This window comes from Natronorubrum marinum (assembly GCF_052040125.1).
GTDB lineage: Archaea > Halobacteriota > Halobacteria > Halobacteriales > Natrialbaceae > Natronorubrum.
Window position 1 is genome coordinate 1155629 of record NZ_JBPPFV010000001.1, and the last position, 26312, is coordinate 1181940.

Annotated in this window: 26 protein-coding genes and 1 pseudogene; 14 read left to right on the forward strand and 13 right to left on the reverse strand. The window is 63.5% G+C overall.

The window, feature by feature from the left end; translation table 11 throughout:
- Positions 1-2 precede the first annotated feature (2 nt).
- The 8 genes from ACSFC5_RS05785 to ACSFC5_RS05820 all read right to left on the reverse strand — a co-directional run bounded on the left by ACSFC5_RS05785 (position 3) and on the right by ACSFC5_RS05820 (position 10835).
- A complete protein-coding gene (locus tag ACSFC5_RS05785; protein WP_440764295.1) occupies positions 3-1124 on the reverse strand; it encodes a DUF4330 family protein in 1122 nt (373 codons plus the stop codon).
- A 117-nt stretch (positions 1125-1241) separates the two neighbouring features.
- Complete coding sequence (locus tag ACSFC5_RS05790) at positions 1242-1727, reverse strand: metal-dependent hydrolase (RefSeq protein WP_440764296.1); 486 nt, start codon at positions 1725-1727, stop codon at positions 1242-1244.
- Positions 1720-2283: an OB-like fold-containing membrane protein gene (locus ACSFC5_RS05795; protein ID WP_440764297.1), complete on the reverse strand. Its 564-nt coding sequence runs from the start codon at positions 2281-2283 to the stop codon at positions 1720-1722. The genes ACSFC5_RS05790 and ACSFC5_RS05795 overlap by 8 nt, the downstream gene beginning before the upstream one ends.
- A 59-nt stretch (positions 2284-2342) precedes the next feature.
- Positions 2343-4799, reverse strand: coding sequence for an MFS transporter (locus ACSFC5_RS05800; protein ID WP_440764298.1), 2457 nt, complete (start codon positions 4797-4799; stop codon positions 2343-2345).
- A 100-nt stretch (positions 4800-4899) separates the two neighbouring features.
- Positions 4900-6693, reverse strand: coding sequence for a glutamine--fructose-6-phosphate transaminase (isomerizing) (glmS, locus tag ACSFC5_RS05805; RefSeq protein ID WP_440764299.1), 1794 nt, complete (start codon positions 6691-6693; stop codon positions 4900-4902).
- Positions 6693-7895 carry a sugar phosphate nucleotidyltransferase gene (locus ACSFC5_RS05810; RefSeq protein ID WP_440764300.1) on the reverse strand — a complete coding sequence of 401 codons (1203 nt, stop codon included), beginning with the start codon at positions 7893-7895 and terminating at the stop codon, positions 6693-6695. Before ACSFC5_RS05810 ends, glmS begins: the two co-directional genes overlap by 1 nt.
- Before the next feature lie 236 nt (positions 7896-8131).
- Positions 8132-9457, reverse strand: coding sequence for an FAD-dependent oxidoreductase (locus ACSFC5_RS05815; protein WP_440764301.1), 1326 nt, complete (start codon positions 9455-9457; stop codon positions 8132-8134).
- Between the two features lie 82 nt (positions 9458-9539).
- Entirely contained in the window at positions 9540-10835 is a 1296-nt protein-coding gene (locus tag ACSFC5_RS05820) for a TIGR00341 family protein (RefSeq protein ID WP_440764302.1), read from the reverse strand.
- 165 nt (positions 10836-11000) lie between these two features.
- Here ACSFC5_RS05820 and ACSFC5_RS05825 point away from each other — a divergent pair, with 165 nt between their 5' ends.
- Positions 11001-11285, forward strand: coding sequence for a DUF357 domain-containing protein (locus ACSFC5_RS05825; RefSeq protein WP_440764303.1), 285 nt, complete (start codon positions 11001-11003; stop codon positions 11283-11285).
- Between the two features lie 131 nt (positions 11286-11416).
- Here ACSFC5_RS05825 and ACSFC5_RS05830 read toward each other — a convergent pair whose 3' ends face one another.
- Entirely contained in the window at positions 11417-11821 is a 405-nt protein-coding gene (locus ACSFC5_RS05830; RefSeq protein WP_440764304.1) for a hypothetical protein, read from the reverse strand.
- A gap of 264 nt (positions 11822-12085) precedes the next feature.
- Between ACSFC5_RS05830 and ACSFC5_RS05835 the strand changes: the two genes are divergently transcribed.
- From ACSFC5_RS05835 to ACSFC5_RS05860, 6 genes are all read left to right on the forward strand, one after another.
- Positions 12086-12361: an ArsR/SmtB family transcription factor gene (locus tag ACSFC5_RS05835; protein WP_440764305.1), complete on the forward strand. Its 276-nt coding sequence runs from the start codon at positions 12086-12088 to the stop codon at positions 12359-12361.
- 55 nt (positions 12362-12416) lie between these two features.
- Complete coding sequence (locus ACSFC5_RS05840) at positions 12417-12728, forward strand: DUF8036 family membrane protein (RefSeq protein WP_440764306.1); 312 nt, start codon at positions 12417-12419, stop codon at positions 12726-12728.
- A 267-nt stretch (positions 12729-12995) separates the two neighbouring features.
- Positions 12996-15020: a DUF7282 domain-containing protein gene (locus ACSFC5_RS05845; protein ID WP_440765025.1), complete on the forward strand. Its 2025-nt coding sequence runs from the start codon at positions 12996-12998 to the stop codon at positions 15018-15020.
- A 411-nt stretch (positions 15021-15431) separates the two neighbouring features.
- Positions 15432-16403 (forward strand): transcription initiation factor IIB, encoded by a 972-nt coding sequence (locus tag ACSFC5_RS05850; protein ID WP_440764307.1) that lies wholly within the window; start codon positions 15432-15434, stop codon positions 16401-16403.
- Positions 16404-16523: 120 nt separating this feature from the next.
- A complete protein-coding gene (locus tag ACSFC5_RS05855; RefSeq protein ID WP_027119191.1) occupies positions 16524-16703 on the forward strand; it encodes a DUF7836 family putative zinc-binding protein in 180 nt (59 codons plus the stop codon).
- Between the two features lie 266 nt (positions 16704-16969).
- A complete protein-coding gene (locus ACSFC5_RS05860; protein WP_006090682.1) occupies positions 16970-17206 on the forward strand; it encodes a UPF0058 family protein in 237 nt (78 codons plus the stop codon).
- A gap of 203 nt (positions 17207-17409) precedes the next feature.
- Here ACSFC5_RS05860 and ACSFC5_RS05865 read toward each other — a convergent pair whose 3' ends face one another.
- Positions 17410-17895, reverse strand: coding sequence for a DUF555 domain-containing protein (locus ACSFC5_RS05865; protein WP_440764308.1), 486 nt, complete (start codon positions 17893-17895; stop codon positions 17410-17412).
- Between the two features lie 165 nt (positions 17896-18060).
- Between ACSFC5_RS05865 and ACSFC5_RS05870 the strand changes: the two genes are divergently transcribed.
- Both ACSFC5_RS05870 and ACSFC5_RS05875 read left to right on the forward strand, forming a co-directional pair.
- On the forward strand, positions 18061-18942 hold the full coding sequence (locus ACSFC5_RS05870) for a DNA-3-methyladenine glycosylase family protein (protein ID WP_440764309.1): 882 nt from the start codon (positions 18061-18063) through the stop codon (positions 18940-18942).
- Between the two features lie 46 nt (positions 18943-18988).
- Positions 18989-19306 carry a DUF3784 domain-containing protein gene (locus ACSFC5_RS05875; RefSeq protein ID WP_440764310.1) on the forward strand — a complete coding sequence of 106 codons (318 nt, stop codon included), beginning with the start codon at positions 18989-18991 and terminating at the stop codon, positions 19304-19306.
- 68 nt (positions 19307-19374) lie between these two features.
- Here ACSFC5_RS05875 and ACSFC5_RS05880 read toward each other — a convergent pair whose 3' ends face one another.
- Positions 19375-19623 carry a hypothetical protein gene (locus tag ACSFC5_RS05880; protein ID WP_440764311.1) on the reverse strand — a complete coding sequence of 83 codons (249 nt, stop codon included), beginning with the start codon at positions 19621-19623 and terminating at the stop codon, positions 19375-19377.
- Between the two features lie 102 nt (positions 19624-19725).
- Between ACSFC5_RS05880 and ACSFC5_RS05885 the strand changes: the two genes are divergently transcribed.
- On the forward strand, positions 19726-20004 hold the full coding sequence (locus ACSFC5_RS05885) for an acylphosphatase (protein ID WP_440764312.1): 279 nt from the start codon (positions 19726-19728) through the stop codon (positions 20002-20004).
- A gap of 55 nt (positions 20005-20059) precedes the next feature.
- Here the strand turns inward: ACSFC5_RS05885 and ACSFC5_RS05890 are convergent, their stop codons facing one another.
- Positions 20060-20557 carry a hypothetical protein gene (locus ACSFC5_RS05890; protein ID WP_440764313.1) on the reverse strand — a complete coding sequence of 166 codons (498 nt, stop codon included), beginning with the start codon at positions 20555-20557 and terminating at the stop codon, positions 20060-20062.
- Between the two features lie 776 nt (positions 20558-21333).
- On the opposite strand from ACSFC5_RS05890, the gene ACSFC5_RS05895 reads away from it, so the two are divergent.
- The 4 genes from ACSFC5_RS05895 (at position 21334) to ACSFC5_RS05910 (ending at position 24828) form a co-directional block, all read left to right on the forward strand.
- Entirely contained in the window at positions 21334-22761 is a 1428-nt protein-coding gene (locus tag ACSFC5_RS05895; protein ID WP_440764314.1) for an NAD(P)H-hydrate dehydratase, read from the forward strand.
- Positions 22754-23305, forward strand: coding sequence for a cyclic pyranopterin monophosphate synthase MoaC (gene moaC, locus ACSFC5_RS05900; protein ID WP_440764315.1), 552 nt, complete (start codon positions 22754-22756; stop codon positions 23303-23305). Before ACSFC5_RS05895 ends, moaC begins: the two co-directional genes overlap by 8 nt.
- A 97-nt stretch (positions 23306-23402) precedes the next feature.
- Positions 23403-23783 carry a hypothetical protein gene (locus ACSFC5_RS05905; RefSeq protein WP_440764316.1) on the forward strand — a complete coding sequence of 127 codons (381 nt, stop codon included), beginning with the start codon at positions 23403-23405 and terminating at the stop codon, positions 23781-23783.
- Between the two features lie 70 nt (positions 23784-23853).
- Positions 23854-24828, forward strand: a complete 975-nt coding sequence (locus ACSFC5_RS05910) for a DUF7351 domain-containing protein (RefSeq protein ID WP_440764317.1) — start codon at positions 23854-23856, stop codon at positions 24826-24828.
- 94 nt (positions 24829-24922) lie between these two features.
- On the opposite strand, the pseudogene ACSFC5_RS05915 reads toward ACSFC5_RS05910, so the two are convergent.
- Positions 24923-26181: pseudogene (locus ACSFC5_RS05915) on the reverse strand (RNA-guided endonuclease InsQ/TnpB family protein).
- Positions 26182-26312: the final 131 nt, after the last annotated feature.

Below are 26312 nucleotides of genomic sequence, written 5' to 3' on the forward strand. Positions count from 1 at the left end.
GATCAGTTGTCGACGAGCCAGACCCGTTCCTCGACGGACGTAACGCCGAAGTCGAGGTAGACGGTGTCGCCGTTGTCGAGAGCGTCACCCTTGAATCGGGGCCCCAGCGCGGTTTCCCGGGTCTGTAACTCGACGGTGAGGGTCACGTCGTCCCTGGTCGGATGCTCGCGTTCGTGGAGTTCGCCGTTTTCGGTTTCGACGATAACCGACGCGGGTTCGCGTTCGACGTCCTGGATCGTCGCCCACGTCTCGTCGCCGGCGGTCTCGGTCAGTCCGGGCTCGAACAGACTCGCCTCGCGGTCGCTCAGTTTCTCGAGGTCGATTTCGACGGTCGTCGTCGCTGGCTCGCCGGCCTCCTCGATAACACCCATCTCGAGTGCGTCGAACGCGAGATCGTAGTCGGCGGTGGAAAGCGGGATCGTCGACCCGGATTCGACGGACGCGTGTCCGTACCGGAGGTCCGCCCCCCGCTCGAGCGTCGTCAGCGTCGCGCCGACGAACACCCGATGGCGCTGGTCGCCGACGGGGTAGACGGAGACCCTTTCGACCGTTGCGACGGTATCGTTACCGAACGTGACCTCGTCGCCGACTCGAATGTCCGCGGCGGCGGACGGCGATAGCGTCGCCTCGAGTAGCACGTCGGTCTCCGCGAGCGAGAGTTCGGTTCCCTCGTCTTCGACGGTCTCGATGGTTCCGGTGGCGTCGTACGCTTCGGTCCCGACCGAGACGTTGTGACCGGTCGCGAACTCGGCGTCGCCGAAGGCGTAGGTTCCGTTCTCGAACTGCGTCCCCTCGACCTCCGTTCGGACGGTCACGTGGGTTTCGCCGTTCGAAACCGGCGCCGCGTACACGTCGGTGACGGTGAGCGTGTGGGGGTGGTCGTCGTGAGTCATCTCGTCGCCGACCGAGATACCGTCGGCCGTCGACGACAACTGCGTCCCGAGATCGATAGTCGCGTAACGAGTCTCGACGGCGGGTTCGTCGGTCTCGGTCTTCTCGCCCGCCCCGAGCGTCCCGACGGCCGCGACGCCGGCGACGACGACCGCGAGGACGAGGCAGACGGCGAGCGCATCGACGACGTTGACGGTCCCGAAGAGGTTCCCGTTCTCGTCGATTAGCTCCATGGCTCACCCGAATCGTTCATACCAATGCTGAGTTTCTCGCATGCACATAGGTATTGTGACCTGCCGATAGGGACGCGTCTTCGGTTGCGTTTCGATCCGACGATCGTATGCCGCCGGTCACTCGACTCGAGTGCGGTCTATCCACCGGACGAGAAGCGCCGTGACGCCGATAACCGCGAGGACGACTGGATCGGACGAGACGTACAGGTTCGGCGTCGGGTGGCGGCCCCAGGTGACGGGATAGAGCCATGCGCCGGCGGCACCGTCGGCGTACGCCTTGACCGCGTCCACGAGCAGATGGGAGAGCGCCCCCGCGAGCAACACGCCGAAAACTTGCCGGTGCTGGTCGGCGACGACCATCGCGCCGAGACCCGCGAGGAGAACGACGCCGCCGAGCGTGTGGATCGCGTCGACGCTGAACGAGACGCCGAGGACGCTCTCGAGCGTCGCATCCGCGACGAAAAGCCCGATGCGGTTGAGATCCGGCAGGAGCGCGCCGATCATCGCGACGGCGACCCAGCGCTTTGTCATCCGCTCGAGTCGCCAACTCGCGACGGTACCGAGGGCGTAGGCGACGAGGACGTGCGAAAGGAGTTCAGCCATCGTCGGAACCCTCCCCGGTTTCAGCGCCGGCAGACTCGGATAATTCGCCGACGTCCGACCCTCGACGTTCGCCGACGTCCCTCCCCCGGGGTTCGACGGCGAGCGTTCGCGGGTTCACGGTCCAGTGGCGGCCGAAGGAGCCGATCGCGAGCAGGACGCCGACGACGGAGGTCACGAGTTTGTAGTCGAACGCGGCCGAGTCGCGGTCGACGACGACCGTTTCGTCGGCCGTCATCGTTCGATCGGACTCGAGGACGCCGTAGACCTGGACGGTCCCGCCGGGTGCCACCGTCTTCTCGAGGCCGTAGATCTCGAGTTCGGCCGCGACCTCGTCGGCGGAGTCCGTGACGTGAATCTCGATGGTCTCGCCGTCGACCGATTGGACGCTCCCGATCAGCAGGACGCGCTCGCCCGCGTAGGCGTCGTACTCGTCCCGCAACTGGTCACCCGTCGGATGGGGCCAGTTGTCGTCGTACGCCCCACCGTAGTGCACGCAGAGTCCGAAAAGTGCCGCGAGCAAGAGCGTGGAGACGACGATTCTGGCGGCGAGACGCATTCGTCTCTGTGCTGGATCGTCGTCGTCTTGATCGTGTCGGTCGAACCGCGATCGACGACTCAGTTCGACTCTCCGTTCTCGTCCGCATCGACCTCGAGGATCGACCCATCCAGTACGTCCGACTCGGTCACGTCGACGCTGTCGTCGCCGACCGCGTACGATCCGGCGTAGGGAACCGTCGCCTCGAGTCGGCCGTCGTCCCCGACCGTCACGTCGCGTTCGTACGTGAACGACTCGTCGTCGACCGACACCGACGTACTGACGGTCACCGTCTCGCCCGGTTCGGCGTCCGCTTCGATCGTCGCCCCCGGAACGACGGCGAACGCCGCCGCGGACCGATCGTCGTCCGCGTAGAGCAACTGGTAGTGAGCGAGCGCCTCGCCGCCGTCGCCGCCGGCTCCGAGGTCCTCGAGCAGTTGCGCGTGCGCGCTCTCGGCCGGCAACTCGCCCTCGCGTTCGGTTACGACGACGTAGCCGACCCTGTCCTCGAACTGGCTGTAGTTGCCGTCCGGATCGTCGCCGAACCGGAAGTCGTCGAAGTTCGCCATCGCGTAGCCGTAGCTCTCCGACTCGCCGCTCACGTGGTAGTTGTACATCCGATTGTCTCCCCACTCGCTCAGCACGAAGCTGTCGGGGTACTCCCGGTCCGCGTCGGCGGCGTGCTCGTCGATTGTCAGCGCGGCCTCGAACTCCGCGTCGCCGTGGGCGACCTGTCCGGAGAGTCCGGGAACGTAGAGCAGACTAAAGCCGCAGACGAGCAGGCCGATCCCGAGAACGTACCCCAGCTTCCGCGCGTCGGGCAGCGTGATCGAGGGCTCGTCGCTGCCGCCGTCCGCGGCCACCGCGTTCGGTCGTTCGGTTTTCCGTCGGAACGGGGACGGTCGCCGCGCGAGGTCGATCGTCGACAGCGCGTAGACGAAGCCGACGCCGCCCAGCACGGACAGCGGAACCGCGAACTGTGCGGCGAACCGAACCTGTATTCCCGCGAGCATCATGAGAGTCGACGCGTACACCGCGAGCAGCAACCACGCCGGTTCGTACTGCCGAGAGACGTGCCAGACGGCCCATATCAACACCGCGACTCCGAGATAGAAGCCGACCCCGAGCTGGATCAGCGGTCCGAAAATCACCGCGTACTCGGGAGTGAACAGCGACGACGTCTCCGTGATGCCCTCCCGGAGGAGCAGATCGTCGGCTCGAGACCGCGCCTCCGCCCAGTCCGCCGGCCGAAACCGGCGAAGCGCGTAGAGACCTGCACCGACGACGGCTACCTCGAGCGCGACGAGCCCGCCCACGCGTATCTCGAACCGTCGCCACAGATCGCCGAGCGCGAGCACGACGACGCCGCCGCCGAGCACCATCGCGGGCGTGTAGGCGACGAACCCGGAGTGCCAGCCCCAGTTGGTGTGGAGCCAGACCGAGATCGCCGTTCCGATTCCGATTCCGACCAATACGGGGAGGTTCGCCAGCGTCGGCGAGATGTCCTCGCGGGCGTCGATGACGGCCCGAAGCCCGACGTAGGCGGCAAGCGGCACGAACAGCAGCGAAGAGCCGCCCCACAGATGAGCCGACGCACCCAGCGCCACGCCCAGCCCCACCGCGACGATCCACGTGGCCGGCGACGAGAGGTGGTCGCGAACCGCGTCCCGATCGGCGCTCGTCTCGCGTCGCCGCGTCAGATCGACGGCGAGCCACGCCAGCGCGAGGAGCGTCGCGCCGAGCCAGAAGTACTGGTGGAGCCGGTGCTCGAGGAATCCCACCTGCGTGTACACGGCGTGGACGGGCGTGACCGCGAGCAACACGACGGAGGCGATACCGACCCTGACGTCCCTCGTCACCACGACCGCCAGCGCGTAGATGGCGACGCCGAGCGCGACGGAGGCGACGACGGGCAACCAGGCCGCGACCGCGTCGGCGGCCCACTGATCCCCGCCCAACAGCGTCGCGAACCACCAGTTCAACGCGTGGGTCAACGGCCGCCGGCCGACGGCACCGGCCGGCAGCTCCGCGAGGACGCCGATATCCGTCGGGCTCGTCGACTCGGCCAGCAGTTCGTTCGTCCAGTATCGGTAGTAGTACGGATCGTTGCCCGGCGAGACGACGTGGTCGCCGCGGAACACCGACCGAAACTGCGTGAGTCGCATCGCGACGACCAGCAACAACGCGCCGGCCAGTCCGGCGAGCGCCCGTCGGTCGCCCCAGATTCCGAGGCTGAACGCCGAACGGAACTCGAGGGAGCCATCGTCGCCGGTATCCGACTTTACCGCCTCGCCTGACAGCACGGCCCGGACGACCGCCGCGTCGGCGACCCGGTACTCGCCGTCGGCCTTCTCGACGATCCCTCGAGACACGAGTTCGCCGAACGTTCCGGAGTCAAGCGGAACGTCGTCGAACGTCCAGGTTTCGGCTTCGGAATCGACCTCAAGCACGGTCTCGAGCGCCCGTTCCGCCTCGTCGTAATCCGCGAGAAACGAGGCGGTCGCGTCGGCGAGCGCGCTCGAGTCGGCATCGGTCATTGCCCATCACGTGAGTGTACGGACTCATCACGTTTTCGCTCCGAGTCGGCAGTGACGACCCCGTTTCGTCGCGTTCGGACGACGGCTTCAGTCCGAGCCATCACTCCACCGTTACGCTCTTCGCGAGGTGTCGCGGTTTGTCGATCGATCGACCCAGGCGATGGGCGACCCAGTAGGCGAGCAGTTGTAACTGGACGTTCGCGGTGACCGCCGCGCCGATTTCGTTCGACGCCGGTACCTCGAGGACGTGATCCGCGTACCGTTCGACGTCGGTCTGCCCGTCCGTCACCGCCACGACGGGCGCGTCGCGAGCCTCGACTTCCTTGACGTTGCTGACGGTTTTGTGGGCCCGTTCGTCGTCGCCGGTGACGAGCGCGAAGACCGGCGTCTCCTCGGTCACGAGCGCCAACGGGCCGTGTTTCAACTCGCCGGCGGCGAAGCCCTCGGCGTGGCAATAGGAGATCTCCTTCAGTTTGAGCGCGCCCTCGAGCGCGACGGGGTACTGGTAGCCCCGTCCGATGAAGAAGAAGGCGTCCGACCCGGCGTACTCCGCGGCGATCTCGGTCGACTGCGAGGTATCGAGGACGGTCTGGACCTGGTCGGGAACGTCGCGAAGCGCCCGAATCACGTCGTGGTTCGACCCGTCGCTCAGCCGACACGCGAGCAGCGTCAACGCGACCTGCTGGCTCGCGAACGTCTTGGTCGCGGCGACGCCGATCTCTGGCCCGGCGCGAATGTACAGCGCGTGGTCGCACTCCCGCGCCGCCGAACTGCCGACGGTGTTCGTCACGGCGACCGTCTGCGCGCCGGCGCGGTTCGCCTCCCGCAACGCGCGCATCGTATCCGCGGTCTCGCCGCTCTGCGTGACGCCGATGACGAGCGTCGACGGGTCGACGGGAATCCGGTCGGTCGAGTACTCGCTGGCGAGAAACGACTGGGCCGGGACGCCGCGGTCGCGTAGCAGCGTGGCCCCGAACAGGGCGGCGTGGTAGGACGTTCCGCAGGCGACGAACTGCACCGGCGACGACGACTCGAGCGCGTCGAGTTCCTCGAGGCTCACCGTCCCTGTCAGTTCGTCCACGCGACCGCGAAGACACTGCCGCAGCGCCGTCGGCTGTTCGTGGATCTCCTTGAGCATGTAGTGGTCGTACCCGCTCTTGCCGGCGTCCTCGGCGTCCCACTCGATCGTCTCGACGGACGGTTCGACGACGGTTCCGCTCGAGTCCGTGACAACGACAGCCTCGGGCGAGAGCCGGGCGAACTCGCCGTCTTCCAGATAGACGACGCGGTCGGTGTAGTCGATAAAGGCCGGCGCGTCGCTCGCGAGGTAGTAGCCGTCGTCGCCGATGCCGAGCACCAGCGGCGACGCCTGTCGGGTGGCGTAGACCGTCTCCGAGCCGGCGAAGACCGCCGCGATGGCGTAGCTCCCCTCGATCCGGTCGATGGCGGCGCGAAACGCGGCTTCCGGAGCCATTCCCTCCTCGAGGGCGCGGCCGATCAGGTGCGGGACGACCTCGGTGTCGGTCTCGCTCTCGAACGTGACGCCGTCGGCCGCGAGTTCGTCCCGTAACGACTGATAGTTCTCGATGATCCCGTTGTGGACGACGGCGACGCGTCCCTCGGCGTCCGTGTGCGGGTGTGCGTTGACGTCCAAGGGCGGCCCGTGCGTGCTCCAGCGCGTGTGCCCGATGCCGATCGAGCGTTCGCGCAGTTCCGCGGTCGGCAGCGTCGACTCGAGCGCGGCGAGTTCGCCCTCCCGCTTGTGAACTGCGAGCGTTCCGTTCGCCAGCGCTACACCTGCAGAATCGTAGCCGCGGTACTCGAGGCCGGAGAGTCCGTTCAGCAGGACGTCGATCGCGTCGCGCGATCCGACGTAGCCGACGATGCCGCACATCAGGACCGGACCTCCGTCTCGGAGTCGATCGTCCCGGTGACGGTCGTTCCGGAGCCGATGACGGCGCTCGAGCCGACGATCGCCCCCGGCGCGTAGGTCACGCCGCCCCCGTCGCGGACGCGGTCGGCGATGAGCGCGCCGAGAGCCTCGTTTCGGTGGATCCGATCACCGACGTGGACGTCGCCCGGGCCGCCGACGACGGTCGAGCCGGCGCCGATCCGGACGCCGCGTCCGGTCACGCAGTCGACGAGCGTGGCGTTCGGACCGATCCGCGTATCGGCGTCCACGACGCTGTGCTCGCAGACGACGTTCGATCCGACGGTGACGTTCTCGCCGAGACACACGTTGGGACCGATCACCGCGCCGGGCCCGACGACGCAATCGTCGGCGATGACGACTGGACCGCGGATCGTCGCGCGCTCGTGAATTCGGGCGGACGCCGCGGTCGTGCTCTCGACGCCGTCATCGTTCTCGAGGAGGGCGTCGGCGACCTCGAGCAAGTCCCAGGGATAGGTCGCGTCGATCCAGATCCCCTCCGAGCTAACGCCTCGAACCGGCTCGTCGCTGTCGATCAACGCGGCGAGTCCGTCCACGAGCGAGTGTTCCCCGCTTTGGGAGTTCGCACTCCGGACGGTATCGAACGCGCGCGTCTCGAGGGCGTAGACGCCAGCGTTGAGCAGGTAGCTTCGTCCGTCGGTCGGATTCTCCACGATTTCGGTGACCCGGCGGGACGACCCCTCCGCGTCGTCGGGCTCGAGGAGGACGCCGCCGTACTCGGAGACATCGCGGTGCTGGATCGCACCGATGGTCGCCGCGGCGTCGTCGGTCTCCCCGTGGGCGTCGATGACGTCCTCGACGATCCGTCGGTCGACGAGCTGGTCGCCGTTCACGACGAGCGACGGACCCGCCATCGTCGGTTCGGCAGCCGCCAGCGCGTGACCGCTTCCGAGCTGTTTCTCCTGGGTCACGTAGGTCACGGGGACGTCACGGTACGTCGAGCCGAAGTGCGACTGGACGCGATTCCGTCCGTAGCCGACGACCACGGTTAGCTCCGCGATTCCGGCAGCGATCAGCGCGTCGAAGACGTGGGCCAGTATCGGGTCGGTAGCGGCGGGAAGCATGGGTTTGGGCCGGTGTTCCGTCAGCGGCCGGAGCCGCTTTCCTTCTCCCGCGGCGAGGACGATAGCGGATCGAACGGTCATGTTGCCCCCTCGTCACACAGCCGGTGTAGGTCTTCCGGTCTTTCGACCCCGAACGGCCGTAAACCCTATCTATCGGGCCGCAAACGGCGTCTCGAGTGGCCGGCCACGAGATAGAAATACGGTAGTCAGGAGGTGTCGAGAGCGGCGGACCGGTACGGTCGATCGCTCGTCCGTACTATCGGTACGGCTTCCCGAAAACCATATCAAACAGCGATACAGAAGCGGTCCTTCTGCGATCAGTCGTCCGCGGCGACGGCCTCGCCCTCGCTCGTCGCCTCCGCGCGCTCGAGATCCTCGAGGTACTCGTCGGCGTCGAGTGCGGCCTTCGACCCCATTCCGGCGGCCGTCACGGCCTGCTGGTAGTGGAAGTCGACGACGTCGCCGGCGCCGAAGATGCCAGGGACGTCGGTCTCGGTCTGGCCGCCGCCGTCGCCGCCCTGGGTTCGGAGGTAGCCCTCGTCGTCCATCTGGACGCCGGTGCCCTCGAGATAGTCCGTGTTCGGCGTGTGACCGATCGCGAAGAAGACGGCGCCGACGTCGAACTCGAACGTCTCGGTCTCGGGGTCGTCGAGGCGGTCGGTGGGGTGGCCCTTGTCGTTGCGGACGAGGGTGACGTGGTCGATGCCCGCTTTCTGCGAGCCGTGGAGTTCGGTCACTTCCGTGTTCTTCATGATCTCGATCTCGCCCGCCTCGACTTTCTCCTGGACGCGGTTGACCCAGTACTGTTCGGCGCGGAACTCCTCGCGCCGGTGGGCGATGTAGACGGTGTCGGCGAACTTGGTCAGGAAGGTCGCTTCCTCCATCGCGGCGTCGCCGCCGCCGACGACGAGCATGTCCTCGTCGCGGAAGAACGCGCCGTCGCAGGTGGCACACGTCGAGAGGCCGTACCCCATCAGCTCCTCTTCGCCCGGAATCCCGAGCGTTCGCGCGCTCGCGCCGGAGGCGGCGATCACGGCGTCTGCGGTGTAGACGTCGCCGTTGGTTAGCTCGACGCGGAACGGCTTGGTGTCCGCGTCGACGGTCTCGATGATGCCGTTTTTCAGCTCGGCACCGAACTGCGTGGCCTGCTCTTTCATGTTGTTGACCAGTTCGGGGCCGCCGATCCCCTCGGGGAAGCCGGGGTAGTTCGCCACGTCGGTGGTTAGCGTGAGCTGGCCGCCGGGTTCGTCGCCCTCGATGACCAGCGGCTCGTTGTCTCCGCGGCCGGCGTAGATCGCTGCGGTCAGTCCGGCGATTCCGGTTCCGGCGATGATCAGTTTGCGGTGTTCGAGCACCTCGCCGTCCTCGGTATCGCTTTCGATGCCCAGTTTCGCGTCCAGTTCGCCCGTCTCGTCGAGGGCGCTGGTCTCGTCCCAGCCGCCGATCAGTTCGTCGTCGATGAACACTTCGGGGGCCGTCTTGCGACCGTTCGCTCGCTCGACCATCTCCTCGAAGAGGTCGTCGTCGCCCGTGACGTTGTACGTCTCGTACTCGACTCCCTTCGCGTCGAAGAGATCCTTGGCTTTGTCGCAGTACGGACAGTCCTCTTTGGTATAGATCTCGACTCGAGGCTGTTCGCTCATGGGTACGAGTTGGGACAGAGTGCCTAAACCGCTTGCGTTCTCAGCAACGCGAGGATGGCTCCTGTGACGTCCTGTGTCGTCGTTAGGTCTCGGTAGACCGCGCCGCGTCGACGAACTCGACGACGACGGCGACGTCGCGGTCGGTCCGATCCTCGAGGGCCGTCTCGAGATCGGCGACGAGATTCGGGTACGGCGCGTCGGCGGGCCGCTGGACGACGACGGTAACGTCCGATTCGTCGTCGATACCGGCACCGACGAACTCGGTTCGCACCTCGACGAGTTCGAGGTCATCGTACTCGTCGTCGTCGAGGACGGTACGAACCTCGTCGTTGACGCTGTTCTCGTAGAAGACGTACTGTCCCAACACGAGGCCGCCCACGGAGAGCACGATCACGCCCAGAACGACGACGACGGCGAGCGTGTCGACCCACTCATCGGTGAGATTCTCCCGAATCGAGCCGCGCGTCCAGCCGTCGGGTCGATATCCCAGATACCAGAAGACGGCGAGCCCGGAGAAGAGGATCGACGTGGCGTTGACCGCGACCAGCACGAACGCGCCGAGCGCGACGGAGACGTTACCCCAGGCCAGCCCGATACCGACCGCCGCGGCCGCCGGGATGAGGGCGACGGCGATCATCACGCCGACCAGCGAGACGGGAATTGCCGTCGCGAGGCCGAACGCTCCCGCCGCACCGGCACAGATCCCGACGACGATCGCGAGTAGCCCGGGCGAGATTCGGTTCTGGACTTGGACGATGGCGGTGATGTCGATCGTCGATGGGACGACGCCGCCGGAGCGAACGATCCAAGCGAAGACGAACGCACTGGCGATGGCGACCACGAGCCCGAATGCCAGCGACGTGAGTCCGTCGACGACCATCTCGCGGTCGTCGAGCGCGAGGCCCACGGTGCCCGTCAGCGCTGCACTGACCTGCGGCGCGATCACCATCGAACCGACGACGATCGCCGGCGAGTCGAGGAGGAGTCCCGCGGTCGCGACGATCGCGCTCAACACGGTCATCGCGTAGTAGGTGACCCGACCCGGCGTCATGTTCATCGCTCGAGACCGGATCTCTTCGTGGGCGATGCTATCGTCTTCTTCCTGACCGTTGACGTATCGCTGCTCGAGTTCGTCGATCCGCGGCGTTCGCGCCGTCTCGATCGAGGAGACGACGACGAACTCGTCGTCGATTCCGGCCTCTCGAAGCGACGAGAGCACGCGTTCGACCGCTTGGGGCGGGAGCGGGAAGCTGATGAGTTCCCCGCTAGTCCCGTCGCCGGCTTCGGCGGTCCGGACGTAGTCGATCCCCTCGTCGTCGAGGACCGCGAGCGCGTCGTTGCACCTGTCGTCCGGCACGAACACCTCGATCTGTCGCACGCTCGAGTGCAACACCCCGGGTTTCAAACCTATGAAGGCGTTAACGCCGTCGAACGCGTTTCCTTCGTGTTCACGGTCGAACCGTTCGATATCTGGGACAGTCTCCGCCGCTGAGACGCGACTCGCTGACGACACTGTTACGGTACCCACGGCCAATCACCGAGTATGGCTGCGGATCTCGAGGAGAAAACGGATCGCTACGGGGAGTTGCTCGCAGAGGCGCTCGAGGAAGCGTCGATCGCCCCACCGGACGGAACGCCGATGGCCGAGGCGGCAGCCGAGTGTTACGAGATGGCGGCCTCGTATCTCGAGGACGGCCGGCACTTCCGCGAGGAGGGCGACCGCGTCAACGCGCTGGCGTCGTTTTCATACGGCCACGCGTGGCTCGACGCCGGCGCGCGCGTCGGATTGTTCGACGTCCCGACGGAGGGACACCTGTTCACCGTTTGACGAGGGAGCCCAGCAGCGTTGAAACCCGCAGTAGCAGAGGAGAGTCACCTGTCGAATACGAAAGGAGGATACAGCAACCCGGCGCCGTTTGTTTCAAGCAGCTCGTGCTGAATCAGTCGATCGCTAGCCGTTCAAATGGCCCACCTTCGCGTCAGGCTTCCTGCCGAATTAATGTCAAACACCAGACTACCGCTCTCATCCTCGTCGCCCGGATAGTAGTGGAAGTGGTCTTGTTCAGTTAGAAAGGAATTGTCCTCAAAGAGGCTGTACGCTATGAGATACCGCTGTCGTTCAGCAACCTCTTTACGGACAGTTTGCTCGTCCGGTTCGATATCGATCGATCCTGAGAACGTCTGGGCTTCGCTTCTGGAGAGGTCTCCGTCTGTTCGTGAAAAAGCCATTTCGATTGTGTAGGAACTCTCGGACTGGTTAAAGACGGCCACGGAGAGCATCTGAGAATCAGAGAACAGCCCCGTACATCCAGCAAGCCCCGAGCAGAGAGGAATCGAGCCCGAAACAAAGGTACGCCGTTTCATACAAAAGATCTCTTTTCAATCAATAAGTATTTTTGGAGCAATCGAGTCGTACAGCCTCCCGTATTGAGTATCCATTACTGTTGATCAAGTTCTGACTCGTGTTGCATTCGCGCCGTGGATTCAGCACGGCCGTACGAAACTATCACCGATTATTGATTTCAACGGGGCCGGTAGCCCGGAACGAATCCGACGGCGAGCATTCGATCCGGTGACAGTGTCTCCTATCATAGTATGTTAAGGGAGTGGAGTAACTGAGAGAGGGTAATGGAGGCGGCTCTGTGGTACGTACTGACCGGAACTCGCGGCGGTGCGAACCGCGTCCGGATCCTCAGTACACTCGACGAGCAGCCACGAAACGCGAATCAGCTTGCAGAGGACCTCGGTCTCGACTACAAGACGATTCGCCACCATCTGGACGTTCTCCTCGAGAACGATATCGTCACGAAAAGCGGCGACGATTACGGCGCGATTTATCTGCCAACCGACCGCACGCGCCGTCACTGGGACACTGTCGAACAAATAATCGAAAAGGTGGAGTAACTATGGACGAATTTGGGAAAGAGTATATCCCGACCGACTTCAAACGGGAGACACGATGAGCCTCTGGATTACCGTTGCGCAGGCAACAACCGTGCTCAACGTCGTACTGTTGCTCGGCCTGAGCTACATCTGGGGGCGCAACTACCTGACGTTCAGGTCGAAGCACACGCTCGGACTCCTAGTCTTTGCGTGTTTTCTGTTGCTCGAGAACGGACTCGTCCTCTACTACTACCTGATCGATCCGACGCTTTCGGCGTGGTGGCACGACGAGTCGCTGGTTCCGGTGATCGTCTGGCAGACGCAGATGGCGATTAACGTCGCCCAGACGATCGGGCTGACGTTCTTGCTGTGGATCACGCTCGATTGAACCGGCGTTCGACTGCTGCCCGCGTATTTCACTTCTCGACACCAGCACTTCGCAGTGAAACTGCAAGTATCAGCCATCACTTAGTGCAATCCCTGTCACTTCGGAACTCGAGTTCCGATCTGGGGTCGAATTTGGGTCCGAGTTCGGTCGTATTTCCACGGTAATCAGGTCGGAGTTTGGAAAATCTTCTTTTAAGTAACCGGGGCAGTGTGGGCCATGCGCCAATACAGCGCAGTACTGATGGGAATCATCGTTCTGTCCAGCGCGATGCTGGCCGGCACGGCGGGCGCCACCGGTGCAACGGCTGCATCGGTCGACGCCGGACAGGAATACAAACACGATCACGCGGCGGTGACCTTCGAGGCACAGACCTCGGGCGGCTCAACGGTCGTCGTCGACGAGGTCACCGTCCCCGACGGCGGCTTCGTGACGGTTCACGACAGTTCGCTCGACGATGGCGACGTGCTCGGCAGTGTGGTCGGCTCGAGTGCGTATCTCGAAGCCGGCACGCACGAAGACGTCGTCGTCGACCTCGAGAAACCGCTCGAGGACGACGACACGCTGTTCGCGATGCCACACATGGACACTGACAACGACCGGATCTACTCGTTCGTCTCGAGTAACGGCGGGACAGACGGCCCCTACACCGTCGACGGTGACATCGTGATGGAAGACGCCGAGGTTACCGTCTCGGCCGACATCGAGATGAGCGAGCAGCCGACGACCGGCGAGAACGTCGTCGTCGACCGCGTCGAACTGTCGGAGGGTGGCTTCGTGACGGTTCACGACAGCTCCATCGCGGACGGTGCAGTCTTCGAGAGCATCCGCGGCACGAGTGCGTACCTCGAGGCAGGCGTTCACGAGAACGTTCGAATCGGTCTCGACGACCCGCTCGAGGACGATGACACGGTGTTCCCGATGGCACACCAGGACACGAACAACAACGAGCAGTACGACTTCCCGGCGACCGAGGGGAGCGAAGACGGCCCCTACGCTAACGCTGACGGCGACCCGGTCATGGCGCCGACCGACGTCACCATCAGCGAGGACGCCACTGTCGACTTCGCAGCGCAGTCCTCCGGTGGGAGCTCCGTCGTCGTGGACGAGGTCTTCGTCCCCGAGGGTGGCTTCGTAACGATGCACGACAGCACGCTCGCAGACGGTGCAGTCTTCGAGAGCATCCGCGGGACGAGCGACTACCTCGAGGCCGGACTCCACCACGACGTCGTAATCCACCTCGACGACGAACTCGAGGACGACGACACGCTGTTCGCGATGGCGCATCTGGACACGAACGACAACGAGACGTACGACTTCCCGGCGACTGACGGCGAGGAGGACGGCCCGTACACCACTGACGGTGACATCGTAATGGACGATGGCGAGGTCGACGTGTCGGCCGCGGTCTCGGCCTCGGCACAGGCCTCTGACGGTCACACCGTGACCGTCGACCGCGTCGACGTTTCCGAGGGTGGCTTCGTGACGATTCACGATGCGAGCCTGTTCGAAGGCGACGTCTTCGGGAGCGTCGTCGGCACGAGCGACTACCTCGAGGCCGGCACGCACACTAACGTCGAGATCGCACTCGACGAGCGACTGACGGCCAGCCAGACGATCGTTCCGATGGCCCACCAGGATACGAACGACAACGAGATGTACGACTTCCCCGCGAGTGAAGGCGAGGAAGACGGTCCGTACACCGCAGACGGTGACGCCGTGGTCGACACCGCGAAAGTGACCGTGCCCGCGAGCCTTGCAACCGCCGACCAGCAGAGTGACGGCGAAACGGTCACCGTCGACTCGGTGACGCTTCACGATGGCGGCTTCGTGACGATTCACGATAGCACGCTCACAGACGGTGCAGTCTTCGAGAGCGTTCGCGGCACGAGCGAGTACCTCGGTCCAGGCACTCACGAAGACATCGAGATCACCCTCGACGATCCACTGACGGCTGACGAGGACGTCTTCGCGATGGCACATCTCGACACCAACGACAACGAACAGTACGACTTCCTCGAGAGCGACGGAGCGGACGACGGCCCGTACGTGGCGGGAGCCGATCCGATCATGACCTCCTCGAGCGTGATGGTCGATAGCGATGAGATGGACGATGACGACGGAATGAACGGTGACGACGGAACGGATGGCGACGACGGGATGGACGCAGATAATGACGAGATTGATACTGACGACGAAACGGACACAGCTGACGATAGTGTCCCCGGCTTCGGTGTCGTCGTCGCTGTCGTTGCACTGCTCGTTGCAGCAGCGATCGTTCGACGGAGCAACTGAGGCGGACTGTGATGTCTGCGACGGAGTGCCCGCGTCCGTTTTGTGGGCGCTCCGGGACACAGTTTCAGCAGCCGATACGAAACGTTCAGGCTCGTCGCCCCAATCATTTTTGCCCCCACATTTCTATTGGGAGATACCAAACCATTACCCGAGGATTGGGAGCCCGGCCGATCCCCGAAATCAGCGGGTCGGCCCGCCACGTGGACGCAACCACCTTCGGATCCAACCCGACGCCGTGTCCAGCATGATTAATCGATATATAACCGAAACATATATAATGGGAAAGGCGATTAGTTTATAAAGAAGACGAAAGCTTTATACGCTTAACGGTATTACTATACGTTAGCCGAGGCGACCGGGTTTCTTCTGGATACCCCACCCGGGAGCCCCGAATAACCATCTCGATACACCATGACAGAGACCACAATCAGAACCTATACCGACGAGGAAGAGCGCGAAGAACCGACCGAGACGTCGGGTGAGCGAGAAACCTGCCCCGAGTGTGGCGGCCGGGTCCTCTCGGACGCCGAACACGCGGAGACGGTTTGTGAGGACTGCGGCCTCGTCGTCGAGGAAGACGAGATCGATCGCGGTCCCGAGTGGCGCGCCTTCGACGCCGCCGAGAAGGACAAGAAGTCCCGCGTCGGCGCGCCGACGACGAACATGATGCACGACCAGGGGCTGTCGACCAACATCGGCTGGCAGGATAAAGACGCCTACGGCCGCGCCCTCTCGAGTCGCCAGCGCCAGAAGATGCAGCGGCTTCGCACCTGGAACGAGCGCTTCCGTACCCGCGACTCGAAGGAGCGCAACCTCAAGCAGGCGCTGGGCGAGATCGACCGCATGGCCAGCGCCCTCGGCCTGCCGGAGAACGTTCGCGAGACCGCCAGCGTGATCTACCGACGCGCCCTCGAGGAGGACCTCCTCCCGGGCCGGTCGATCGAGGGTGTCGCGACGGCCTCGCTGTACGCCGCCGCGCGCCAGGCGAACACGCCCCGCAGTCTCGACGAGATCTCGGCCGTCAGCCGCGTCGAGAAGATGGAGCTAACCCGAACCTACCGGTACATCATTCGGGAACTCGGCCTCGAGGTCAAACCCGCTGACCCCGAACAGTACGTCCCGCGATTCGTCAGCGATCTCGACCTCTCGGACGAGACCGAACGCATGGCCCGCGAACTGCTCGAGTCCGCACGTCAGGAAGGCGTCCACAGCGGCAAGTCGCCGGTCGGCCTCGCGGCCGCCGCCGTCTACGCCGCCGCGCTGTTGACCAACGAGAAGGTCACGCAGAACGACGTCAGCGAGGTCGCGAGCATCTCCGAGGTCACGATCCGAAACCGCTACAAGGAACTCCTCGAAGCCTCCGACACGGCAGCCCCCGCGTAACCGACGTCGTTCGGGGATCTGTCATCGGCGGTATCGGTGTGGCGTCGGGAGGTGCGGATCGGTCGGTTCGTGAGTAACCGTGCGGCAACACTTTTGAGGCGTGGTGTGTAATACCGTGACATGGACCAGACGACCGTCCAGCTGTTGTGTCCTGAATGTACGAAAGAGTGGCAGATTACCCCGGGTGACCTCCCTGAATCCACCGCGATGTTTCACTGCCCGAACTGTCACGCATCCCGACGGCTCTCCGAGTTCATGCGAACGGACCGCGATCTCCAGACGCTGAAACAACTCGGTTAACGCCGACCGACGTCATCACTTCTCGCGTTCGGTCCAACAGTAGTGACCGTTTAACTCTCCGAAGTAGTGCCATTGGAAACTGAGACGAACACGTGATTTACGACGGTAATACTTGCTTGTAGCCGTCCCTTTCGGGCGATTTCTGCTCGGCAGGGACGACCTTCGTTGTCATCTAGCCGGTGACATACCCTGGTTCGAGTAGGGGTTGCGTGTTAACGCGACTCAAGATAATAATATAACCCTGCAGTGGGTAGGATTGGATGGTTATGAAGAAGCAGGAGCTCATTCACCTTCACGGCCTTCTCGCGGAGGTATCGAACCAGTGTGCGGCGTGGGACGACTGTCAGATTGATCTCGAGGAGTACGAAACGCTCGGGATCCGACCGACATCGATTCACAAATCGAAAACAGATCACAAAGCTGCTGTCTTTGCACTCGCAGGGGGAATCACGATGAATATGCGCGAGGGGGAGCAGGAAGCAGTTGCCGCTACTGCAGACTGAGAAACACGTCGTCTCCTTCGAGTACGCTACAATTGACTGGCGAGACGTGTCTTCTGGTCGACCGTTTCGGTCGGTTTCGTCGACGACATACGGGTTCGGTTCTACGCAACTCGGATTACGGCATCGTTCCAGCAGGTAACGATCGATAAGGTCATCAAAAACGAGCGTCGGGTGCTCGATTCGATCCTCGAACTCGGGACGAGCTACTCGACCAGATCCTCGAACTCGGGAAGGATTTCGTCGTCATCCGACTCCGTCGCTTCGGAATCCGTCTCGGACGACTCGTCGTCATCCGACTCCGTCTCGTCGGTCGATTCCGTCTCGTCGTCCGCAGACTCGTCGTCTTCGTCCTCGTCCTCGAACTCCTCGATGCTGATAACCTCGAGCGGGATGTTCTCGAGTCGCTGTCCGATCTCCTTGCGAGCGATTCGCGAGGCGTGTTCCTCGCGCTCGACGTTGAAGACGGACATCTCCAACTCGAGCGCGACGAGTGCTTCGTCGGCCGCGATGAAGGCGGGCGGCAGCTCCTCCCCCGATGGCGTCGTGCGCTCGCCCATGTTGATTTCGACGTAGTTTAACTCAGGGTTCAGCATCTCGCCCGTCTTCGAGATGGCGATACGGATCGCCTCATCCTCCGTCTCAACGTCGAACACCGGCACGGCGGCTTCGACGACGACCCTGCAGTGCATACCTAGACAGTGTGTCGCCTGCAGTATGAAGGTTCGCCTCATTTCAGTCCGATTCCACGAACGGCTGCGCCGTCCCTCGGTCTACGCTTCGACCACGACGACCGACGACGCCGGTCGCCGGCCAGTTCGAAAGGCAAAAGCCTCCGCTCCCGAAGGGTCGGACAGATGGACACAGGGACGATTCCGGTCGACAGCCTCTCCGGCGGGCTCGACCTGTACCGGACGCTCGAGAGCGGCCAGAGCTACTGCTGGCGACGCGGCGACGGCGAGATGTACGGCGGCGCGGAGCCGGGCGACTCGTGGTACGCTACCGTCGTCGAGGGCGACGTGATCCGCATCCGTCAGGTCGACGGCGTCCTCGAGTGGGAGTCGACCACCGACGCCGAGGCGACCGTCCGTCGACTGGTTCGCCTGGACGACGACCTCGAGGCCATCGTGGCGGCCGCACCGGACGATCCGCTTCTCGGCGAGGCGTACGACGCCCACCGCGGGATGCGACTGGTCGAAGATCCGCCCTTCGGCTGTCTGATCTCGTTTATCTGCTCCGCCCAGATGCGCGTCAGTCGAATTCACACGATGGTCTCGACGCTGGCCCGCGAGTACGGCGACGCGATCGAATTCGACGGCGAAACCTACCACGCGTTTCCGACGCCGGACCAGTTGGCGGCGGCGACCGAAGCCGAACTCCGGGAGCTCGGACTCGGTTACCGGGCACCCTACGTCGTCCGCACGGCCGAGATGGTGGCGAACGGCGAGGCAGATCCGGGTGAGGCTCGAGCCCTCGAGTACGAGGCCGCCCGGGACTATCTCACGCAGTTCGTCGGCGTCGGCGACAAGGTAGCCGACTGCGTCCTGTTGTTCTCGCTCGAGTTCGACGAGGCTGTTCCGCTCGACACGTGGATCAAGTCGGCCATCGAGGAGTACTACCCCGATTGCGATCGGGGCTCCTACGCCGACACCTCGCGGGCGATCCGCGAGCGACTGGGCGGGGAGTACGCGGGCTACGCCCAGACGTACATCTTCCACCACCTGCGAACCGGGGAGTGAACTCGTTCTCAAAATTGTTTTGTTGGCCCGCCGTCAATAACCGCGTATGGTTGACGGGACGGTCGCTTCACTCCTCCTCGCGGCTGGATTCGTCGGGGCGTTCGGCGTCCTGATCAAGTATTTCGGGATGGGCCAGTTGATCGCAGGCTACGATCCAGACCGCGTCACCGACGAGGAAGGGTTGGCGAGGTTCATCGGAACGAACACGCTCTACGTCGCTGCGCTGCTCGTGCTCGTCGCCGCCGTCAAGTATACGGCGGCGTTCGCGGCCGCCGAACTGGTCTGGGCGGGCTTCCTCTTCGGGGTCTTTGGGCTGACCGCTCGCATGATTGTCGGCGCTCGCCGGTACGAAGACACGAAGTGAGAGTTACGTCCGTGTGCAGTCCAAGGAGCGCGCTGTCGCGCGTGAGCGGCCCGTTCGGTGATGATCGACTACTCCCTGTAATCGTCACGCCCGGTGAGCGCCCAGTACGCCTGCGAGACGAGCGTGACGGCGAAAATTACCGTAAGGAGTCCGGCCACGGCGAGGGCGACCGTTCCGCCGAGCAGGTAGTATGCGAGGGCGCTCGCGCCGAGTACGAAGACGATCGAGCCAACGAACAGCTCGAGCAGCTCCCGGATCGTCGCGCGGCTGCTCGAGACGTCGAGATACTCGTCTTCGATGCGTTCGATGATGCCCATCGCTCGTCGTCGAGTAAGTAGCGGCCGGTGTATATCGTAATCGCCTCGAAACTGGACTGGCGCGAAGCCGGGTTTTTGACGCTCGCGGTCGATAACTCGCACATGGCAGATCGAATCCGCGCACACGTCTTTGTCACCGGGACGGTACAGGGCGTCTACTATCGCGCGAACACCCGCGATACGGCTCGAGAGAAGGGGATCGACGGCTGGGTGAGGAACCTTGAGGACGGCCGCGTCGAGGCGATCTTCGAGGGGCCCGAAGACGCCGTCGAGTCGATGATCGAGTGGTGTCACACGGGGAGTCCCGCGGCCGAGGTCGAGGACGTCGACGCCGAGTTCGAAAAGCCACAGGGCGAGGACGGATTCGAGGTTCGGTACTGAACAGTCGTTTGAAGACGGATCGACGACGAAGGGGCGTCGACCGCGCGCCGTCTGATCACTCGAGGTCGGCCGCGTACTCGGTGAGCCACGGCGGCTCGTCAGTGTAACGCCACTCGGCCCAGTCGGCCTTCTCGCCGGCGTAGTAGGCCCGATACGCTGCGACCGGATCGCCGGGTCGCCTGTACTCGTCGGGCATCGCCTGCGGGCGAGGTGTCGGCTCGTCGCTCGGAAACGCGATTCGGTCGGGATCGATCCGCTCGATCACCTCCCAGGAGGCGTGATCGTCGTCCTTCTCGTATCGTTCGACGAACTCCGCGTTGAGCGCCTCGGCGTGCTCGCGCAGTCGGAGCCAGTTGGCTCGAGACTCGGTCGCCCACCGCGTCACGGGATGTCCAGTGTGAGTGGATTTGTAGAGGAACTCCTCCTCGGAGCCGTTCTCGCGGGCCGCGGTACAGAGCACCTGGGCGGCCTCGAGCAGCAGTTTGTTCACGTGCTGGTCGCAGTGATACCGCGCCGCGAGCCGCGGGTCCTCGTCGAGCCAGAAGACGTTCACAGTAGCGCTGGGGTGTACGAGAACTTGAGCGTATTGACGACGCAAGGAGGCCCATCGTAAGGTGCAGTGTGTCGACCGCCGTTGGGCGATCGATTTGGTTCGGTCGACCAGCGGCGCTCAACGGAGTGGATCGATATCGGCGTCCGCACTCTTCGACGGTCGGCCCGACGAATCTGGAGGGATGTCGGTCTCGTACCGCGAAAGTGTTATCATTATCAGTACCTCCGTGTGAGAAATGAAAATCTGCGTAGATTCCTGATTCATCACATGGGGCGATAAGTGAAGGCCTCCCGATGAACTGATGTTGTTTTAATTTCTCAGAAGAAAATTCATCATTTTCTGCGAGTTTCTTAATTTCCTCTTCATGATGTTCTCTGGAAATAGTAAACCCATGGGACTCCAAGAATTCATCAAACGCATCATTATCTCCAGACTGCTCCCGAATCTGGAGAGTTTGGGCCATAATGTCGTCTGCATCACGTCCGTATGATGCTGCAGCATTTGGTGTGACAAATATACTCCCAGTAGTACCGACTGCGGTTGCTTTTAAAACGGTTCTTCTATTGAATCGTTTTTCATTTCTGTCTTGATCCATACTACAAATAATATGCCATATATACAAAACTTTTCTATCGCTTTCAAATAGAGAATGTGAAAAGATATAGTGTATTTTCATTTAACATCTGAGTTAGATCCAGCCATATTGGTTAGAGGGACGGGTGGAATCCGGCGTGTCGTCCGCAATATTCAACGGCCGGCCCGTCGAACGCTCCCGCATGATCACAGGCGAGCGGATGGCCGCCGTCGACGAGAACGCCGCGGCGCTCGGCGTGGCCCAAAAGCAGCTGATGGAGTCGAGCGGGCACGCAGTCGCCCGCACGGTTCGGAGCGTCGCCGAACCGGGCTCGAGCGTCGCGATCGTCGCCGGCCGCGGGAACAACGGCGGGGACGCGTTCGTCGCCGCGCGATTTCTGGACGACTACTCGGTAACGACCCTCCTGCTCGGCAAGGCCGAGACCATCGGAACCGAGATCGCTCGCGAGAACTGGGACGCCCTCCAGCAAAGCGAGTACGAGACGCGGAAGATCACGGACTCGAGCCAGTTCGACCTCCCCGACTGTGACGCGATCGTCGACGCGATGCTCGGTACCGGAATCAGCGGGGACCTCCGAGAGCCCGCCGCGACTGCAGCCGGGGCGATCAACGACGCCGACGTCACCGTCGTCGCCGTCGACGTCCCGTCCGGCTTCGATGCGAACGGCGGCGACCACGCGGACAACGGCGTCGAGGCCGATCGGGTCATCACATTCCACGACGCGAAACCGGGGCTCGAGGACCTTGACGCCGACCTCACGGTCGCCGATATCGGCATCCCCACAGCGGCCGAGCGCTACGTCGGTCCGGGAGACATCTCGCTCGCCCGACCCGACGGCCGGGACGGCCGACCATACGTCATCGGCGGCGGACCCTACACGGGCGCGCCGGCGCTCGCCGCGCAGGGGGCGCTTCGGGCCGGCGCGGAACTCGCCTTTGTCGCCGCACCCGACGCCGTCGCGGGCGAGATTCAGGGCTATAGCGAGGACCTCATCGTCCAGCCCTACGAGGAGGACGTGCTCACGCCCGAACGGACAGAAGAGCTCCTCGAAACCGCCGAGCAGTACGACAACGTCGTCGTGCTTGGCCCCGGATTGGGCGTCGCCGACGAAACGCTCGAGGCCGCGGCGCAGTTCCTCGAGTCCTACGACGGCCGCGTGGTCGTCGACGCGGACGCCTTGCGAGTCGTGCCCGACCTCGAGACCGACGCGACGCTGGTCTGTACGCCTAATCGCGGCGAATTGGCCCGGATGGGGGGGCCCGATACCGACGATCTGGCCGCCGCAGCGGACGAGATCGAATCTTTCGCGGCCGATCTGGGTCATATCGTCCTCGCGAAGGGCGCGACCGACGTGATCACGGACGGCGAGCGGACGCGGATCAGCCGCTCCGGCACCGTCGGCATGAAAGTCGGCGGAACCGGCGACACGCTGGCCGGCATCGTCGCGGCCCTGATGGAACACACCGAACCGTTCGACGCCGCGGCGGCGGGCGCGCAGGTCAACGGCCTCGCGGGTGAACGAATCGCAAGCACTGAGGCGTTCGGCTTCCTCGCCTCCGATATGCTCGACGAGATTCCTGCGGCACTGTGGGGTGGGGCCGATGCGTGAGGACCGATCGAACGCAGCGGACTCGAGTGAGGACCGGTCGAACCCGGCGGAGTCGTCCGGGGAAGCCGCGGCCGACGAACTCACGCACACCACCGACGACGGCGACGTCCAGATGGTCGACGTCGGCGACAAACCGGACAGCGAACGCCGCGCCGTTGCGATCGGGGAAATCCACCTCCAGCCGTCGACGATCGAGGCGATTCGCGAGGATCAGGTCGGCAAGGGCGACGTGCTCGCGACCGCCCGCATCGGCGCGATCCAGGCCGTCAAACACACCTGGGAGACGATCCCGATGTGCCACCAGATTCCGATCACCAACGTCGATACCGACTTCTCGCTCGCGGAGGAGCGCATCGAACTCGAGGTCGGCGTCGAAACCACCGGTAAAACGGGCTGCGAGATGGAGGCGCTCGAGGGCGTCACGACGGGCCTGAACGTCGTCTGGGATATGGTCAAAGCCGTCGAGAAGGACGCGGACGGTCAGTATCCGTCGACTGGCATCGAGAACGTGCAGGTGCTCGCGAAGGAGAAAGAGCGGACGTAACGCGCTCGAACGGCTCGTCTCGGTCGACGTCACACGCCGATTCGCCACGGTACAATGCCAATAGTTATTTTCGTAGGACGCGTCACGGAAAATGATCGTGGTCGTCCCTGATCTCTGGTCGGCGCTCGTGCTATCTACGCTGCTTCTCGTGGTACTGGCCAGCCTCTGTCTCTGTTACGTGGTTGCTGCCGACGCGAACGCCCGCGGCGCGAGCGGGTTTGCCTGGGGTGCACTCACGTTCGTCCTCGCCCCGGTAACCATCCCCGCTTACCTGCTGTACAGACGTCGACTACCCGCTCGAGACGACCCACCCGGACCAACCGAACGCCGGATCGGGGCGTTCGGAATCGGCGGCGTCGCCGCCTACGTCACGGGTTCGATCGTCTCCCCGCCGGATCCGATGAGTCTCGTCGTCTACACCCTCCCGCTACTCGTCGTCTTCGTGCCGCTGGCGACACGCGTCTACGCGCCGAGATGACGGGGAGTCAGCGCTTGACGCCGGTTGCCGCGCGGAACGTACATTTTCCTCGAGCACCTACTGCGACGATATGTCCGCCGAAGATGTGGACGAGCCGTCGGAGACGGCCCTCGAAACCGGCCGAACCGAACAGTTATCGGCTCCCAGCGACGCCTTCCAGGCGCTCGGCAACGAGATTCGGATGGGGATTCTCGAGACGATGCTCGAGCGAACCGACGGTGACGAGCCGTCGCGAGCCACGTTCTCGGAACTGTTCGACGCCTCCGGGGTAGACACGTCGGCCGGCTTCGCCTATCACCTCGAGCAACTCGTCGGTCCGTACCTCCGAAAGGATGCGGCGGACGGGAGCGAGGGTTCCGGGGAACGCGTGGCGGGATACGAACTTACCTACGCCGGACTGCAGATCGCCCGGGCGATCGCCACCGGTACCTACACCCATCGGGTCGACCACCCGCCGATCGCACTCGAGGAGGCGTGTCCGTTCTGCGCTCGCGAGGCGCTCGAGGCCGAGTCGACCGACAACGTCGTGACCGTGGCCTGTGCCGACTGCGAGCGCCGACTGTTGCAACTCGGTTTTCCGCCGTCGGGACTCGAGTCTCACGGACGAAGCGTTCCCGAGGCGTTCGACCGCCACCACCGTCACCGGCTCGCGCTCATGCGCGACGGCGTCTGTGCCGAGTGTGCCGGCGCCGTCGACACCCGACTCGAAACGCCATCGGCTGCGGTCGCCGACGAGTTGCCATCCGAGCACGCGGATCACGTCCAGGCCGTCCTCGAGTGTTCCACCTGCGGCACCGAAGCGCGCTGTCCCGTCACGCTGGCACTGCTCGAGCACCCGGCGATCGTCTCGTTCTACCACGAGCACGACCGGGACGTTCGGGAGCGACCGATCTGGAACGTCGGCCACGAGTGGGCCGAAACGGTGCTCTCGGAGGACCCGCTCGCGGTTCGGGTCGCCGTCGAACTCGAGGATGCGGTGCTCGCGCTGTACGTCGACGACGGGCTCGACGTGGTCGACGTCCAGCGGGCGACAGTCGAGGGTTGACATCCTCCCCGCCCTGAAGGGCGAGGATTCCCGAGTCAAGCGAATCGAAGGTTCGCGTACCTCGCAAATATCCGATTTGCTTAGCGTTGGGATATTACGGTTTGCAACCCACCTGTTCCCTCGAGTGGAACGACCCAGAGGTTTGGTTGAACAGGTAGGCTACTGGCCGTGCCAAACGACCGTTACTCATATCCCCCGTTGGGAGACTCTGAGTTATCTTTCTGCGAATATTCACCGCGCCGTTCACGTCTGCGTTCATCGTCGTACCACACGACTCACAGACGTACAATCCACGCTCCACCCGATTCGCATCACGTTTCCGACCACAACACGAACACGTCTTCGACGTGTCTCGCTCACTCGTTCGGTCTACGAGGATGCCGTGTTCCGCCGCCTTATATTCGAGCAAACGAGTGAAGCGGTCGAACTCCCATCCGTGAAGTTTCTTGTTCCCACGCTTACCCCAGTTTCGAGCCTCGCCGTTCTCTTCCTCACGAATTTGGCTCAAGTCACCGATAGCGATACACCCGACCTCGTGGTCGATGCACCGCTCTACGATGTGCTTGGCGAGTGCGTGCAGGAAGTGGTCTTTCCGTCGGGACAACGTCTGACGGGCGCGAAGCGCACGACGCGACGGGCCGTTTTCGCCCTCGGTATCGTACTCGTCGCGGGTGAAGTAGTGCTTGTCCTGTTTCAGCACGTTCCCCGGATACAACTCGGCGTCCCCATCGTCGTAGGCGATGGCGAGGTAGTTCTTGATGCCGAGGTCGATTCCAGCGGTGTTGTCACCGGGTGCGTCTTCAACGGGAATTTCGACTTTGCAGACGAGGTGGAGTTCCCAGTGGTCGCCATTCCACACGGCCCTAACATGCTGGATATTCTCTACGGTCACGTCCGGTCGTGTCTCGTACTCACAGAGGATGAAGTCTGTGAGGGTGACGACTTGTGATTGAAGCCCTTGCTCAGACGGAGTTTGTTGTGCTTTTCGTCGTGCTTGATACCCTTCTGTTTCCACGTCACGGTGGAGCGCGGGTGGTTGTCGCCGTGTTTGCGGTAGCCGGGTGGATTGGCGTCCTCGTCTCCTCGTTGGCGTGCTTTGTACCAACTGGTGAACGACTCAGCAAACTCTTCGAGAACTCGCTGACTGGATTGAGAATGTAAGTCCCTGTATCGTTCGTGTTCCTTGAGTTCGCCGTCGTCGGGGATTTCCCCGTCGTCGTCCCATCGGCCTTGCGTGTAGTATCGGGCGACGTTCCACAGTTTCGACGCAGAGAATCCGCAGTCATCGAGGTCGCCACTCACTTGGGAGTGGTTGACGATTTTCGCTCGATAGGTGCGAGTTGTCTCCAGCATCGGAACTGTGTTCATAACTAGTTATGAAAAATTAATTATTAAATGTAACGACCGAACGTGGAATATCCGGCAGTACCATCGACGATAGATTGTGTAGGAGTTGTCGGCTGTATCCCCGCCCTGAAGGCGGG

Excerpts from the sequence above, each read along its gene's own strand:
- ACSFC5_RS05785 (WP_440764295.1), bottom strand. The coding sequence starts at position 1,124 with ATGGAGCTAATCGACGAGAACGGGAACCTCTTCGGGACCGTCAACGTC.
- ACSFC5_RS05790 (WP_440764296.1), bottom strand. The coding sequence starts at position 1,727 with ATGGCTGAACTCCTTTCGCACGTCCTCGTCGCCTACGCCCTCGGTACC.
- ACSFC5_RS05795 (WP_440764297.1), bottom strand. The coding sequence starts at position 2,283 with ATGCGTCTCGCCGCCAGAATCGTCGTCTCCACGCTCTTGCTCGCGGCA.
- ACSFC5_RS05800 (WP_440764298.1), bottom strand. The coding sequence starts at position 4,799 with ATGACCGATGCCGACTCGAGCGCGCTCGCCGACGCGACCGCCTCGTTT.
- glmS (WP_440764299.1), bottom strand. The coding sequence starts at position 6,693 with ATGTGCGGCATCGTCGGCTACGTCGGATCGCGCGACGCGATCGACGTC.
- ACSFC5_RS05810 (WP_440764300.1), bottom strand. The coding sequence starts at position 7,895 with ATGACCGTTCGATCCGCTATCGTCCTCGCCGCGGGAGAAGGAAAGCGG.
- ACSFC5_RS05815 (WP_440764301.1), bottom strand. The coding sequence starts at position 9,457 with ATGAGCGAACAGCCTCGAGTCGAGATCTATACCAAAGAGGACTGTCCG.
- ACSFC5_RS05825 (WP_440764303.1), top strand. The coding sequence starts at position 11,001 with ATGGCTGCGGATCTCGAGGAGAAAACGGATCGCTACGGGGAGTTGCTC.
- ACSFC5_RS05830 (WP_440764304.1), bottom strand. The coding sequence starts at position 11,821 with ATGAAACGGCGTACCTTTGTTTCGGGCTCGATTCCTCTCTGCTCGGGG.
- ACSFC5_RS05835 (WP_440764305.1), top strand. The coding sequence starts at position 12,086 with ATGGAGGCGGCTCTGTGGTACGTACTGACCGGAACTCGCGGCGGTGCG.
- ACSFC5_RS05840 (WP_440764306.1), top strand. The coding sequence starts at position 12,417 with ATGAGCCTCTGGATTACCGTTGCGCAGGCAACAACCGTGCTCAACGTC.
- ACSFC5_RS05845 (WP_440765025.1), top strand. The coding sequence starts at position 12,996 with ATGCTGGCCGGCACGGCGGGCGCCACCGGTGCAACGGCTGCATCGGTC.
- ACSFC5_RS05850 (WP_440764307.1), top strand. The coding sequence starts at position 15,432 with ATGACAGAGACCACAATCAGAACCTATACCGACGAGGAAGAGCGCGAA.
- ACSFC5_RS05855 (WP_027119191.1), top strand. The coding sequence starts at position 16,524 with ATGGACCAGACGACCGTCCAGCTGTTGTGTCCTGAATGTACGAAAGAG.
- ACSFC5_RS05860 (WP_006090682.1), top strand. The coding sequence starts at position 16,970 with ATGAAGAAGCAGGAGCTCATTCACCTTCACGGCCTTCTCGCGGAGGTA.
- ACSFC5_RS05865 (WP_440764308.1), bottom strand. The coding sequence starts at position 17,895 with ATGCACTGCAGGGTCGTCGTCGAAGCCGCCGTGCCGGTGTTCGACGTT.
- ACSFC5_RS05870 (WP_440764309.1), top strand. The coding sequence starts at position 18,061 with ATGGACACAGGGACGATTCCGGTCGACAGCCTCTCCGGCGGGCTCGAC.
- ACSFC5_RS05875 (WP_440764310.1), top strand. The coding sequence starts at position 18,989 with ATGGTTGACGGGACGGTCGCTTCACTCCTCCTCGCGGCTGGATTCGTC.
- ACSFC5_RS05880 (WP_440764311.1), bottom strand. The coding sequence starts at position 19,623 with ATGGGCATCATCGAACGCATCGAAGACGAGTATCTCGACGTCTCGAGC.
- ACSFC5_RS05885 (WP_440764312.1), top strand. The coding sequence starts at position 19,726 with ATGGCAGATCGAATCCGCGCACACGTCTTTGTCACCGGGACGGTACAG.
- ACSFC5_RS05895 (WP_440764314.1), top strand. The coding sequence starts at position 21,334 with ATGATCACAGGCGAGCGGATGGCCGCCGTCGACGAGAACGCCGCGGCG.
- moaC (WP_440764315.1), top strand. The coding sequence starts at position 22,754 with ATGCGTGAGGACCGATCGAACGCAGCGGACTCGAGTGAGGACCGGTCG.
- ACSFC5_RS05910 (WP_440764317.1), top strand. The coding sequence starts at position 23,854 with ATGTCCGCCGAAGATGTGGACGAGCCGTCGGAGACGGCCCTCGAAACC.